This window comes from Dickeya zeae NCPPB 2538 (genome assembly GCF_000406165.1).
GTDB lineage: Bacteria > Pseudomonadota > Gammaproteobacteria > Enterobacterales > Enterobacteriaceae > Dickeya > Dickeya zeae.
This window is the reverse complement of the sequence record NZ_CM001977.1, coordinates 1,534,766-1,547,773: the sequence shown is the minus strand read 5'-3', so window position 1 is coordinate 1,547,773 and position 13,008 is coordinate 1,534,766. Positions and strand designations below refer to the sequence as shown.

The 13,008-nt window shown below is 52.1% G+C and carries 14 protein-coding genes; 8 read left to right on the top strand and 6 right to left on the bottom strand.

What is annotated here, in order from left to right; translation table 11 throughout:
• The first annotated feature begins 25 nt into the window (after positions 1 to 25).
• The 3 genes from DZE2538_RS06785 to dsbA all read left to right on the top strand — a co-directional run bounded on the left by DZE2538_RS06785 (position 26) and on the right by dsbA (position 3,887).
• Positions 26 to 1,507 carry an efflux transporter outer membrane subunit gene (locus DZE2538_RS06785; RefSeq protein ID WP_038915927.1) on the top strand — a complete coding sequence of 494 codons (1,482 nt, stop codon included), beginning with the start codon at positions 26 to 28 and terminating at the stop codon, positions 1,505 to 1,507.
• Between the two features lie 32 nt (positions 1,508 to 1,539).
• On the top strand, positions 1,540 to 2,949 hold the full coding sequence (locus DZE2538_RS06780) for an MATE family efflux transporter (protein ID WP_023639381.1): 1,410 nt from the start codon (positions 1,540 to 1,542) through the stop codon (positions 2,947 to 2,949).
• A gap of 314 nt (positions 2,950 to 3,263) precedes the next feature.
• Complete coding sequence (gene dsbA, locus DZE2538_RS06775; protein WP_038915926.1) at positions 3,264 to 3,887, top strand: thiol:disulfide interchange protein DsbA; 624 nt, start codon at positions 3,264 to 3,266, stop codon at positions 3,885 to 3,887.
• Between the two features lie 331 nt (positions 3,888 to 4,218).
• Here dsbA and DZE2538_RS06770 read toward each other — a convergent pair whose 3' ends face one another.
• Complete coding sequence (locus DZE2538_RS06770; protein WP_038913590.1) at positions 4,219 to 5,088, bottom strand: LysR family transcriptional regulator; 870 nt, start codon at positions 5,086 to 5,088, stop codon at positions 4,219 to 4,221.
• 102 nt (positions 5,089 to 5,190) lie between these two features.
• Between DZE2538_RS06770 and DZE2538_RS06765 the strand changes: the two genes are divergently transcribed.
• A complete protein-coding gene (locus DZE2538_RS06765) occupies positions 5,191 to 6,147 on the top strand; it encodes an NAD(P)H-dependent flavin oxidoreductase (RefSeq protein WP_038913589.1) in 957 nt (318 codons plus the stop codon).
• Positions 6,148 to 6,289: 142 nt separating this feature from the next.
• Positions 6,290 to 6,496 (top strand): NAD(P)-binding domain-containing protein, encoded by a 207-nt coding sequence (locus DZE2538_RS21450; RefSeq protein ID WP_413783130.1) that lies wholly within the window; start codon positions 6,290 to 6,292, stop codon positions 6,494 to 6,496.
• A gap of 142 nt (positions 6,497 to 6,638) precedes the next feature.
• Here DZE2538_RS21450 and DZE2538_RS06760 read toward each other — a convergent pair whose 3' ends face one another.
• Entirely contained in the window at positions 6,639 to 7,103 is a 465-nt protein-coding gene (locus tag DZE2538_RS06760; protein ID WP_019844763.1) for an Lrp/AsnC family transcriptional regulator, read from the bottom strand.
• Between the two features lie 112 nt (positions 7,104 to 7,215).
• On the opposite strand from DZE2538_RS06760, the gene DZE2538_RS06755 reads away from it, so the two are divergent.
• Positions 7,216 to 8,160, top strand: a complete 945-nt coding sequence (locus DZE2538_RS06755; protein ID WP_038915923.1) for a DMT family transporter — start codon at positions 7,216 to 7,218, stop codon at positions 8,158 to 8,160.
• Positions 8,161 to 8,277: 117 nt separating this feature from the next.
• Positions 8,278 to 8,625, top strand: coding sequence for an HNH nuclease YajD (gene yajD, locus DZE2538_RS06750; protein ID WP_019844761.1), 348 nt, complete (start codon positions 8,278 to 8,280; stop codon positions 8,623 to 8,625).
• 274 nt (positions 8,626 to 8,899) lie between these two features.
• On the opposite strand, the gene DZE2538_RS06745 is transcribed toward yajD, so the two are convergent.
• The gene (locus tag DZE2538_RS06745; protein WP_038915922.1) at positions 8,900 to 9,667 is read right to left on the bottom strand and encodes an AraC family transcriptional regulator; all 768 of its coding nucleotides are present in this window, start codon (positions 9,665 to 9,667) and stop codon (positions 8,900 to 8,902) included.
• A 115-nt stretch (positions 9,668 to 9,782) separates the two neighbouring features.
• Between DZE2538_RS06745 and DZE2538_RS06740 the strand changes: the two genes are divergently transcribed.
• On the top strand, positions 9,783 to 10,517 hold the full coding sequence (locus DZE2538_RS06740) for a type 1 glutamine amidotransferase (protein WP_038917120.1): 735 nt from the start codon (positions 9,783 to 9,785) through the stop codon (positions 10,515 to 10,517).
• Positions 10,518 to 10,616: 99 nt separating this feature from the next.
• Here the strand turns inward: DZE2538_RS06740 and DZE2538_RS06735 are convergent, their stop codons facing one another.
• The 3 genes from DZE2538_RS06735 to DZE2538_RS06725 all read right to left on the bottom strand — a co-directional run bounded on the left by DZE2538_RS06735 (position 10,617) and on the right by DZE2538_RS06725 (position 12,941).
• Positions 10,617 to 11,591 carry an alpha/beta hydrolase gene (locus tag DZE2538_RS06735; RefSeq protein WP_413783129.1) on the bottom strand — a complete coding sequence of 325 codons (975 nt, stop codon included), beginning with the start codon at positions 11,589 to 11,591 and terminating at the stop codon, positions 10,617 to 10,619.
• Positions 11,592 to 11,833: 242 nt separating this feature from the next.
• Complete coding sequence (locus DZE2538_RS06730) at positions 11,834 to 12,310, bottom strand: nuclear transport factor 2 family protein (RefSeq protein ID WP_016943792.1); 477 nt, start codon at positions 12,308 to 12,310, stop codon at positions 11,834 to 11,836.
• A gap of 64 nt (positions 12,311 to 12,374) precedes the next feature.
• The gene (locus DZE2538_RS06725) at positions 12,375 to 12,941 is read right to left on the bottom strand and encodes a TetR/AcrR family transcriptional regulator (RefSeq protein ID WP_038915920.1); all 567 of its coding nucleotides are present in this window, start codon (positions 12,939 to 12,941) and stop codon (positions 12,375 to 12,377) included.
• Between the last annotated feature and the right edge of the window lie 67 nt (positions 12,942 to 13,008).

Below are 13,008 nucleotides of genomic sequence, written 5' to 3'. Positions count from 1 at the left end.
AGTGCAATGTCTATGGTGGAAAATTATGTTACCCAAGTCTCCCGTTATCGCCCTTACCGTGGTTGGTTTGTTAACCGGTTGCGCTGTCGGCCCTGATTACACCCGGCCAGTGGTGTCCATGCAGGAAAAATACCTGGGCCAGGAGGCGGTTAATCAACGACATGCCGCCACCCGTGCCGAGCTTCTGACGTGGTGGGAGGGCTTCGGTGATCCGCAATTAACCCGATTTGTCACGCAGGCGTTGCAGCAGAATCTCTCTCTTGCGCAGGCTTCCGCGCGGGTCATACAAGCTCGTGCCGGTCTTGGCGCGGCGAATGCCGCACTGCTGCCTTCCGGCAACCTTTCCGGTCAGGCGGGCCGTGCCTACCAGTCTGTCGAAACCCCGTTGGGGCGAGTATTGAACTCGACACCGGGTTTCGACCGCTACGGTAATAGCTACGAGGCCGATCTCGGTGCCAGTTGGGAACTGGATGTGTTCGGTGGCCTGCGCCGCGGGCGGGAAGCGGCTCTTGCCGAGTATCAGGCGTCTGAAGCGGGAGTGGCGGCAACCCGTCTGGCGGTAGCCGCACAGACCGCCGACATCTACATCACAATTCGTGGATTACAGGCCCGCCTGAACGTCGCTCGTCGGCAAGTGCAAACACAGCAGGATTTGCTCGCCACCATCAACCGCTTGTACGGCAAAGGGTTGGCGGCAGAGCTTCAGGTAAAACAAGCCGAAGGCGCGTTGGCGCAGGTGCAGGCATCGGTGCCGGTTTTACAAACTGCGCTGGATACGGCAATGAACGCGCTGGATGTGATGCTGGGGTCAGCGCCGGGCACAAACCGGGCTGTACTGGCTGAGACCAGCGCCATTCCCGCCGCGCCGCAAATCGCCGCCACCGGCACGCCGGGTGAGCTGCTTCGACGCCGGCCGGACCTGATCGTGGCGGAGCGTCGCTTAGCCGCATCCAACGCGCGTATTGGTGTTGCCATTGCCGAGTATTACCCCAAATTTTCCCTGAGCGGGCTGCTTGGCAACGCGACGACGGTATCCAGTGGCAACCTGTTTAGCAACGGCGCCAGCCAATCGTCCGGGGTGGTTGGTTTGCGCTGGCGGCTGTTCGATTTCGGCCGCATCAATGCGCAGATCAATCAGGCCAAAGGCCAGGAAGCCGAGATGCTGGCGGCCTATCGGCTGGCGGTATTGCAGGCGACTGAAGATGTGGAAAACGCCTTCTCGGCGCTGGTTAACCATGAGGAGCAGGCCCGCGTGCTGACACAAGGGGTTGATTCACTCAGCCGAGCGCGGGATGCCGCGTTTGCGGCCTATCAGCACGGCACCCTTAGCCTGATAGAGGTGCTGCAAGCCGATGACAGCCTGCTGCGAGCTTCTGATGCGCGACTTCAGGCGCAAGCCGAATCCGCCCGCGCGGCGGTCGCGGCGTTCAACGCGCTCGGCGGTGGCTGGCAACCTGGCGACACGGGGGAAGCCGCGCCCAGTCAGCACAGCAAGAGCGGCGTTTAACTGTTATTCATCACACTGAGTGTTGGGCCCATATGATGACGAAATTATTACCGAACGCCAATCGAAGCCACGAGCCGACCGCCAAACAATTGACCACGGATATTCTGGTCGGCCCCATCCTGCCAGTCATGCTGCGTCTGGCGTTGCCGACGATTGCGGTGCTGGTGGTTCAGGCGCTGGTGGGGGTCGTAGAAACCTACTTTGTCAGTTCGCTTGGTGCCGATGTATTAGCCGGGGTGGCGGTGGTCTTTCCCGTGTTGATGCTGATGCAAATGATGGCGAATGGCGGCATTGGTGGGGGATTGTCATCGGCGATATCGCGGGCATCGGGTGCCGGTCGATGGCAGGATGCGCAGGCGCTGCTCTGGCATGGCGTGATTATCGCGATGATTATGGGGGCGGTGTTTGCCGGTCTTCTTCTCATCGGCGGTGAGGCGCTGTATCGCATCATGGGGGTCAACGGGCCGTCACTTTCTGCCGCGTTGGCCTATTCAAATCTTGTGTTTGCCGGGTCACCGCTGGTCTGGTTGGTTGCGTTGCTGTCTGCCGCTCTGCGCGGCGCGGGCGACACGAAAACGCCAGCGCGTATCACCTTGCTGGGTGGCGCTATTTTGCTGCCGCTCTCTCCTGCATTGATAATGGGATGGGGGCCGCTACCCTCGTTTGGCGTCGCCGGCGCGGGGATAGCGATACTTTCCTATTATCTCTTTGCCACGCTATTGCTGGTCAGACACATGCGCTCCGCCAACAGCGTTATCCGGCTGGCAATCGCACCGCTGAGTTCCCGATTGTTCAACGACGTACTTGGCGTGGGTTTCCTGTCGGCCATCGGTACTGTGCAGATCAATTTGACCGTTACCGTGGTGACTGCCGTTGTCGGGCTGTTCGGGCCAGATGCCATCGCCGGGTATGGCATCGCTTCACGGCTGGATTATCTGCAAATCCCGCTGCTGTTTGGGCTGGGAACGGCGGTTATGACCATGGTCGGCGTCAACATCGGTGCGGGGCAAAAACAGCGCGCACAACGTATTGCCTGGGTTGGTGCCGCCGTCGCGTTTACGTTTACCGAGTTAATCGGGCTTGTCGTGGCGGTTTATCCGCGGCTTTGGCTTTCGCTGTTTAGCGACGATCGCGCCATTCTGGCGGTTGGGACCCTCTACCTGCAAAACGTCGCGCCGTTTTATGGTGCCATCGGCATCGCTATGGCGCTCTATTTTGCCGGGCAAGGGGCGAAACGCGTGTTCTGGCCCGTGATCGCCGGGACCGTACGTATGGTGATTGCAGCGGTGGCTGGGTGGCTAGCGGTCACACAGTTTAATGCTGACTTATCATCGCTTTTCACGATTATCGCGCTGAGTGCTTTTGTTTATGGTGCCATAACTGTAGCGGTTAGCTTCGGCATGGGACGGTCAAACCGCTTACCAATATCGACGAAAGCGTGATTTGGTAAAGCCATCGGGCCACGTAATTTGTAGCAGCAGTAATCATGACAGAGTGTTCGTAATTTTATGAGTGCAACATCAGAATTCAATATGGACTGCGGGAAATAATATGTAGACCGTTCTAGCCAGGTGAATATTAAAGAGATAGCGCATTTATATTTATATCCTAAATAACTCGAATTATTAGGAAGGCGGCCATCGAACAAATCCTCAGGTGCTAACACAAATCAGTGTCTGGGGTGAGTAACGCAACCAACGCACCTGCAACTTGAAACATGGCGGGTATACTACTGATATTCAGGAGAATATTAACTATGAATAAAATTTGGTTGATTCTGGCAAGTATAATGCTTGCTTTTAACGCTGTTGCCACACAGATTACCGACGGTAAACAGTATAAGACCTTAGACAAATCGGTTGCTGGAGAACCTCAGGTATTAGAATTCTTCTCGTTTAATTGCCCACACTGTTACCAATTTGAGCAGGTTTTTCATATTTCAGATCATGTAAAAAAAGAGCTGCCAGAAGGCATCCACCTCACTAAATACCACGTAGAGTTCCTTGAACCTATGGGTAAATATCTTACCCAGGCTTGGGCTGTGGCAATGGCTCTGGGGGTAGAAGATAAAATATCTGTACCACTGTTTGAGGGTATTCAGAAAACACAGACGATAAAGACGGATGCTGATATCCGAAAAGTATTTATTGATGCAGGCGTTAAGCCAGAAGAGTACGATGCGGCATGGAACAGCTTCGTTGTGAAATCGCTTGTTGCCCAGCAGGAAAAAGCGGTAGCCGATCTTCAGCTACAGGGGGTCCCCGCTATGTATGTTAATGGTAAATATATAGTTAACATGCAAGGTATGGATATAAGTAGCATGGACGCTTTCGTACAACAGTACGTTGAAACGATCAAATTTCTAATCGACAAAAAATAACGTAGATTATTTATATACCCAAAATAATTCGAGTTGCAGGAAGGCGGCAAGTGAGTGAATCCCGATGAGCTTACTTAGGTAAGTGATTCGGGTGAATGAACGCAGCCAACACACCTGCAACTTGAAGTATGACGGGTATAGCACCTAAATAGCGGCGCTGACTAAATAGCAGCGCGGAATAGTAGAACACGTTGAGGGAATTCAGCCCGGATTGTGCGACCTGATCAGTCTCCCCAATATCACCAACCGGACTGGGCTATGCCAACATAGCAGCAGTCCACTTTCTGTTATCTACATCAAGGGCGTTTCGTAGGGTGAAAAAGTTATAACACTAATTGAGCTTTCCCACCCATTCTAAACAAAAATCCAGATACGCGCGCACAAGGGCGGATGGATGTTTATGACGAGCATAGACAAGGTGTAACGGGAGGCTTTGCATCATTATCCCAGGTAAAAGCCGTATCAGTTCACCACTTTCCAGCCAAGGTCTGACCGAAAAATCCAGCACTTGTGCTACACCCATACCACTCAGCGCATAATGAATTAAACCCTGTGTGTTATTACTGGAAAAAACAGGCTCGTATTTCACCTTTCCCGATCCCCTCCCCCATTCAAAAGAACCATGATGTAGACTTTCCCACGCGGCTATTGGGAGTCGTGCCATTTCTTCCAGTGTCTGCGGGGTACCGTAACGTGCTAATAATGCGGGACTTGCCACAAAAAGCGCTTCCACTGTCATGACAGGTTTAGCAATCACATTATCAGTATTTAAATTTCCCATTCTGAGCGCTACGTCGATGCCATCCTCGAACAAATCAACGACTCTCTCGCTAGAATGACAAAATACGGTGATATCGGGGTAACGTTGTTGAAATGCGATCAATAAATCCCACCAGATTGAAAAATTAGGGGGGACAGACAGACGCAGCTTTCCCTGTAGTGTGTGGGCAGAGATGACAGACTTTTGCGCGTCCTCCAGCAACTCAACCCCCAGACGCGCCTGCTCAAAGAATTTTTGCCCTTTATCGGTGGGTTTAACCCCATGTCGAGAGCGTTCCAGAAGCTGTACGTTCAGCTCCTGCTCAAGCTGATTGATTTTCCGACTTAGTGTGGAAATCGGCACGCCCATTCTGTCACTGGCGACAGAAAAGCTGCCAGCATTCACCACCGCGATGAACCATTTAGTCGTGTTGAAATCCATTGTCATTTCCATTTTTGGGAATTACGTTCTTATTTTTGGCGATTCCATTCCATTTTGTAAAGCGTAGAATTTTGCCAATTCTATTTTCTGCTGGATTTAACAATGAATAATCGCGTCACTAAAACCTTAAATATTCGCTACCCCATCATACAGGCTCCCTTATATTTTCTGACGAATGCGGAACTGGTCGCCGCCGTTTCAAATGCTGGTGGTCTGGGCACACTGGGGCCACACGCCGGGCAAGAAAGCCTGCCCGGCTCGCGTTATGTGGCACTGGATCGCATGCGAGAAGAGATCAGAAAAGTAAAAAAAATGACTAACAAACCCTTCGCGGCGACAGTGATTAACGGCCCGGATATGAGCTTCTGGCGACCCACCGCAGAAATGCTGGCTGAAGAAGGTGTGGAAGTCGTGCTGATTAATGAAGTCCTGAACGCTGAAATATTTAATTTCTTTAAAAGCCATAACATCAAAATCCTCTACCGCGCCCTGACGCCCACTATCGCTAATTCAAAAGAAGCCGAGATATTAGGGGCCGACATGATTATCGCTACGGGTTTTGACGAAGGTGGCACCGTTCCAACCCGAGTGATTGGTACGTTCAGCATCGTTCCCATGATAGTGGATAGTGTGAAAGTTCCGGTCATTGCGGCAGGCGGTATCGGCGATATTCGCGGCGTGCGTGCCGCACTGGCGCTGGGGGCGGAAGGCGTCTATGCGGGCAGCCTGTTTCTAACCGCAGTAGAAAACCCAGCGGCTGACAAAGTTAAACACCTGATTGTTAATTCCACGGCGGAGGATCTGCTGCTGTTCCGCACGATGCCAGCTTATTACCGTACCCTGCCTACCGATCTCAGTCCCACGCTGGCTGAATTAGACGCTCAGGGTACAGATCGTGAAACGATGTTTAACGCCATGAACGGATACCACTCACTGTGGCAGGCCATGAGGCTCGGCCATTTTGACAAGGGCGTTGTGTCCACCGGCACGGGGATTTCTGTCATCAACGCGATTCGTCCGGCGGGAGAGATTGTTTCTGATCTTATGCGGGACTTTTAACCCTGGTACCGGGTATTGAATGAATCCCTTGCGGGGCTCGATGCTGAAGGCTATTCAGTCCGTTAATCTTTCCTCTATGAGCCCTGAAAGACCTTCTGCATGGTGCCCCGCATAAGACGGCCACGATAAACCTCATCTTAAGATTGACGAATACGTTAGGAGTCACGGTATGAAAATTGGAATCATCGGGGCTGGCGCCATTGGTGCAGAACTCGCCCGCAAACTATCTAGCGCAGGCTACGTAGTCAGGCTTGCCAACTCAACGTCTACGCCACGCTGTTGCGTATTGTTGAGTTCATTGCGTGATAGCAAATTTTATCATTGCTCAATGGTGTTAAACACAGGCTGACAGGAGCCAAGAGACCGAATTCTCTGCTGCCAGCCTGTGCGTACATGTAAACCACGATATGACTATGAAGTGAGGCGGCGTTGTGCAACGAAGAGCGCGAGTTCGCTCACGCGGCTCTTCCAATACTGAGTCGATTACGCATTTAAAGACGAGGAAAGACCTTTGAGCGTTTAACCACGCCATAGGCAAAACTGGTCTCAATCGCAGCAATACCACCAATTTTCTGTAGCTTGTCTCGTACAAAGCGTTCGTAGTCGCGAAAGCTACTAACCAAAACACGCAGCAAATAGTCTGCGTCACCCGCCATGACATAACAGTCCATGATTTCGTCAATAAACCCCACCGACTGCTCGAATGTGCGTACTGATGATTCTGAATGATGTTCCAAACGGATTCGCACCAACGCGGTGATTGGCAGCCCATAGGCTTCCTCATTCACAACGGCCGTATAGCCACTTATAACGCCAGCTTTCTCCAACAGCCTCACTCGCCGCAGGCACGGAGTCGGGGAAAGATTGATTTTCTGAGACAACTCTTGAATGGTTAGTCGCCCCTCTTGCTGTAAGAGAGCAATGATTTGTCGATCTGTCGAATCTATCTTATCCATTATTGGAGGATCCCACTAAATCAAAACTTAAAAATAGATGAAATAGCATCAATTCACCATCAAAAACTGCGTAGCATGTTTAAAACAAACACTGTTACCGGGATGGAGCCAGATGCACGTCGAGAATGTGAAAAATGAGAGAAATGTTCAACGTGGCGAGGTGAAGCAAAACCGAACCAAAGGAATGGTTTTTGGCTATATTGCGATGGCTATTGCAGTAATCGCGTGGTCACTGTTTGCAATATCCATCCGAGCTATCGGTGCCTCCCCGCTATCAGTGGCTGATGTTGCGCTGTTTCGTTTTGGCGTCCCCACACTACTCCTGTTGCCCTGGCTCCCTGCGCGTTTGAGACAACTCTCTACCCTGCGTCCAATTGAAGTCATCGCCATACTTGTTGGCGGCGGCATTCCCTATTTTTTTATCGCGTCGGCGGGAGGGCATCTTACATCTGCCGCTCATGTGGCGGCGCTGATTGCGGGTACATCGCCACTCGCCGTCATTCTGCTGGCTTTCCTGGTTTTCCGGCATCGTGCGAGTAAACAGCAATTGCGCGCCATTATGCTTATCCTGGCTGGCGTTGCATGGATGGTAATGCCCGGATTTAACAAAGACATGATCGGTGGCGGGACTCTGCTACTGCTGGCCAGTCTTCTATGGGGAGCCTACACGCTGGCAATTCGCCGCAGCGGATTGGATACGATTGGGTGTGTTTTGTTGCTTAGCATCCCATCCACTCTGATATTACTCAGTCTGATGATGGCAGGTCTGGTCGAGTCACACCTTAGCAACGTGGCATGGCATGACATGCTTCCCTTTCTGCTAATACAGGGGTTAGGTACCGGTATTGTTTCAAGTTTGAGTTATACCGTCGCCGTGCAACGATTGGGCCCTGGTCAAAGTGCGTTGATAGGTTCCCTGTGTCCTGCACTCGCCTATTTGTTAGCGGTTCCACTACTGGGTGAGCATTTTTCTTTACCAAATGTCATGGGCGTCGCAGTGATAACGCTCGGTGTCATGGTTGCCAACATACCAGTAAGACCTTCTGCCAAAGCCTGAGTGTTGTCTGGTGCCGGTATGGGGAAGGGATCAAACAGACTACGACGAACAGTCTCTTTCTGTTCTCTATATGAGGTATATTATAAAATTATCCCTTTATAACAGGTGGCATCGGCAATGGTTTTGATCCCCAAAAACTACGCGCGGCTGGAAAGCGGTTACCGTGAGAAAGCACTAAAAATCTATCCATGGGTGTGTGGGCGCTGCTCACGGGAGTTTGTTTATTCAAACCTACGCGAATTAACGGTTCACCATATCGATCACGACCATACCAATAACCCGGAAGATGGCAGCAACTGGGAGTTGCTGTGTCTGTATTGTCATGACCACGAACACTCGAAGTACACGGAAGCCGAGCAATACGGTACCACCGTTGTCGCGGGGGAAGACGCGCAAAAAGAGGTTGGTGCAGCAACCTATAACCCCTTCGCCGATCTCAAATCGATGCTTAATAAGAAGAAATAGTGCCAGCAACGCCCCTTTGGGCTCAGTCCTGCAGATATCAAAGCAGGACTGCGACAAGCGAGGGGCGGCCTGGGATACATGCAGCATCGTTGCAGCTCCGCTCAGTCAGCACCTGCAGCGGGGCGGTGAGTATCGCGCCGTGATCACTCTGGACGGCAAGTCCCTTCCCACCAAACCTTTCTGACCTTCTGATAAGTCGGCCCGGCGACTGACGGCGTACCGGGGAACCGCCATCACTGAGCGCTACTGTCCCCACCGGCCAGCTATAGTCAGGTTAAAAATCACCAGGTGTTATGCCCATCACTGCACGGAATGCCGTGGAAAACGCAGCAGGACAGGAAAAGCCAAGCTGCCAGGCGATCTGTTTGACAGGGATGTTTTCAGAGAGAAGATCCAGCGATGTGTATATCCTGGCGCGCTGCTTCCATGTTCTGAAGCTGAACCCGGTGTCACGCAAAAACAGGCGAGAAAAAGACCTTTCAGACATGTTGGCAATATAGGCCATGTCGGTTAAGGAGGCTTCCCAGCGGTGACTGAGCATCAGCTCTCTTGTGGCACGGAATAATCGCTCATCTCGCGGTACCGGAAGTTCTGCAACCGCGGAGGGTGCCTCGGAGAGAATATCCAGCAGTAAAAGTACCATTTTTCGCTTTATCTGGCCGTGATGTTCTCCCGAGAAAAGGCCGGCAATTAGCGCTTTCACGAGTGAAGTCGCGTTTATCACATGAACCAGACTGTGACGGGTGAAATCCAGACACGCTGAAAGAAGGCTCTTACTGACATAAACAGCGCGCAGTTCCGTATGGGATAACAGTCGGTATGAGTGCTCCATCAACGGTGGGATCCACAGTGCACGTTGAGGAGGTATAACCCATCGCCTGTCTGCGGCTTCAACGAGCATAACGCCTGTGGTCGCAAACAATAACTGCCCTTCAAGATGATAATGGGGAGGATCACACTCTCCGCGCTGGTAAGAAATGGCCGTCGCTGACCAGCCCGTTACGTCATCGTGTCTTGGCGCTTTATCAAAGCTTACTGGCATCTCAGATTAAAACCTTAGGTTTAACATGAACTGGCTGACGTCACCCGGTCAACATTTTGCCGGGGCAACGGGCACTGAATTAAACAGTTAACAAGCATTTCAGGAGTATATGCCAGTGCGAGTTCATTTTATTGTTCATGAAAGTTTCGAAGCGCCTGCGGCTTTCGAAACCTGGGCCGTGACTCGCGGCCATGAGGTTACCTTTTCCCGTGTTTATGCGGGTCAAAAACTTCCCGAAGATGCGCGGGGCATCGATCTGTTAATTGTTATGGGCGGACCTCAGGATCCTTCTGTCACTGTTGATGAATGCCCCTATTTTGATTCCAGAGCTGAGCAGGCCCTTATTGCCGCTGTAGCGCTATCGGGTAAAGCCATCATCGGCGTCTGTCTGGGCGCTCAACTGATTGGCGAAGCACTGGGTGCCCCCTTTGCGCACAGTCCGGAAAAAGAGATCGGCAAGTTTCCGATTTTTATGACCGACACAAGCGAGAAGAACGCGTTGTTTTCTCATTTCGGCAATAAGCTCGATGTCGGACACTGGCATAACGATATGCCGGGGCTCACGCCTGAGGCAGAAATCATCGCCTACAGTGAAGGCTGCCCGCATCAGATAGTGGCTTATTCCGAGCTGGTTTACGGCTTTCAGTGTCATATGGAACTGACTCCGGACGTCGTTGACTTACTGATTGCACATTCCGACAGGGATTTACGCCGGGCTGCGGATTATCGCTTCGTCCAGTCACCCGAAGAGTTACGAGCCAATGATTACAGTGAAATGAACAGGTGCTTATTCACCTTCCTCGACAAGCTCGAAAAACGCTATATCCAGTCGCGGGAGTCGCTTCATTAACCCCCCCGGCGAGTGGGAGCAATTACACCCCGGCGACCCAAGTCCGGGGTTAACGAAATAGCCGTGACCAGCCACTGGAGCCGACCGGTCACTTACCCATTATTTCAGATGTTCTTTCAGTTGACCCGCAGCCTGACCTACCGCGGCCCGCACGGCAGGAACATCACTCAGCGCATTGAGCAAACCGAAATCATGGATCAGACCGTTATAGCGGGTTACCGTCACGTCGACACCAGCGGCATCAAGTTTACGGCCAAATGCTTCACCCTCATCACGAAGCACGTCAAATTCGGCGGTCTGGATCAGTGTAGGCGGTAACCCTTGCAACTGCTCATGCGTTGCGCGTAGCGGAGAAGCGAGAACGTTACTGCGTTCACTCTCTTTTGTCGTGTAGGCATCCCAGAACCACTTCATCATGTTCCGTGTCAGGAAATAGCCGTTCTGATACTGATGATAAGAACCGGTATCAAAATTCGCGTCAGTGACTGGCCACAACATGACATCGAAGCGAATTGCAGGCGACTTATGCTGTTTGGCCTGAAGCGCCACAGCAGCAACCATGTTCCCTCCCACGCTGTTGCCGACCAGCGCTAAGCGCTTACCGTCGACGCCGATTTCACTGCCATGCTCTGAGACCCAGCGGGTCGCCGCATAAGCCTGGTTAATCGCAACCGGGAAATGCGCTTCCGGGGATGGCGTGTAGTTGACAAAGACAGCCGCCGCACCGGATTCGCTGACCAGGTCACGAACGAGCCGCTCGTGCGTCATGAAATCACCCAGGATCCAGCCGCCACCGTGGAAGAACATGAACACCGGCAAGGTTCCCTGCACGTTATGCGGCCTGACAATGTTCAGCGTTATATTTTTCCCGTCGACATTGATCGTTTTTTCACTGACATCAGCGGCAGGCAACGTTGCCCCTTTCTGGGCATCGATCAATACCTGACGTGCCGCTTGTGGTGACAACTGTTCAATCGGGGTTCCACCACTCCCGTTCAGTGCATTCAGGAACTGCTGAACATGACGTTCCGGTGCAGATACATCAGCAAGACAGTTGGCTGAAACGGCTGCCATTGCGGCAGACAGAAAAGCAGATTTCATATTCATGTTGTTACCTTTATTTAAGTTGATTGCGATTAAATCGCTCGCTATTTAAATGGATAAACCTCAAGCACATCGCCACCCTGAGAGCAGTACCCATTTTGTTTAATACGACATTCATCCCGCTTCGACTGGCACGACGTAGCGTCACACCGGTGAGACAAGCGTCCGGCCAGGACACAGTGCCGGACACCCAATGAGGGAAACAGGGAAAGCTACAGGCCCAGCTCAGATAAACCCGGATGGTCATCCGGACGACGTCCCAGAGGCCAGTGGAACTTGCGCTCACTTTCTTTGATAGGCATATCATTGATACATGCATAGCGATGATGCATCAGCCCGTCTTCACCGAATTCCCAGTTTTCGTTGCCGTAAGAACGGAACCAGTTACCGGAGTCATCACGCCACTCATAAGCGTACCGGACAGCAATGCGGTCACCGTCAAAGGCCCACAGTTCCTTGATGAGACGGTACTCCAGCTCTTTTTTCCATTTGCGTTCGAGGAACCCCCTGGCCTCTTCACGATTATTGGCAAACTCTGCGCGGTTGCGCCATTTGGTATCCAGAGAGTAGGCGAGCGACACTTTATCGGCATCGCGGGTGTTCCAGCCATCTTCAGCAAGCCTTACTTTTTCAATCGCGGACTCGCGGGTGAACGGCGGCAGTGGCGGACGGATTTGTGAATCGGACATGGTGGTGCCTCCAGTAGAATTGGATATTTCAGTGAGTGTTTCATCTTTGGAACTCAGGTCGCTGCTACGAGATTGGTTTCAGTAACAGTTGAGCAACATCTTTTGCATCATCGGCGGCGCTGTAATCACCCATAACACGTGACATAGTGATAGCGCCTTCTATCAATATCAGTAGCTGCCGGGCCAGAGGTAACGGCTGCTCTATATTCAGTTGCCCGGTAAGCTCAAGCACGTAATCCAGTAGTTTCTGTTTGTGCAGTCTGGCTATTTGACGAACCGGATCGGCAGAGTCCCCCACTTCGCCTGCCGTGTTGATAAACGCGCATCCGCGATATCCCTCCGACTCGAACCAGCCTTTAAGTACGGTAAACATATTCAGGATGCGCTCCTGCGGCGTATCCGCTTTGTCGCATTCCGTCCTGAACCACTCCATCCAGCGCACATCACGCGCACTCAGCGCCGCGGCAACCACTTCATCCTTGTTCGTGAAATGGCGATAAATACTTTTCCGGGCAACGCCTGAGGTCTTCACCAGAAGATCCATACCGGTGGCATGAATACCGTTCTGGTAGATGAGGTCTTCAGCGGTGGCGAGAATTTTATCTCGTGTGTTAGTCGTGTTTTTGTTCATAGATTAATGGTAGAACGATCGTTCTCCTCGGTCAAGTGTTAGTCACTCATCTTTTTTTTCCACCATC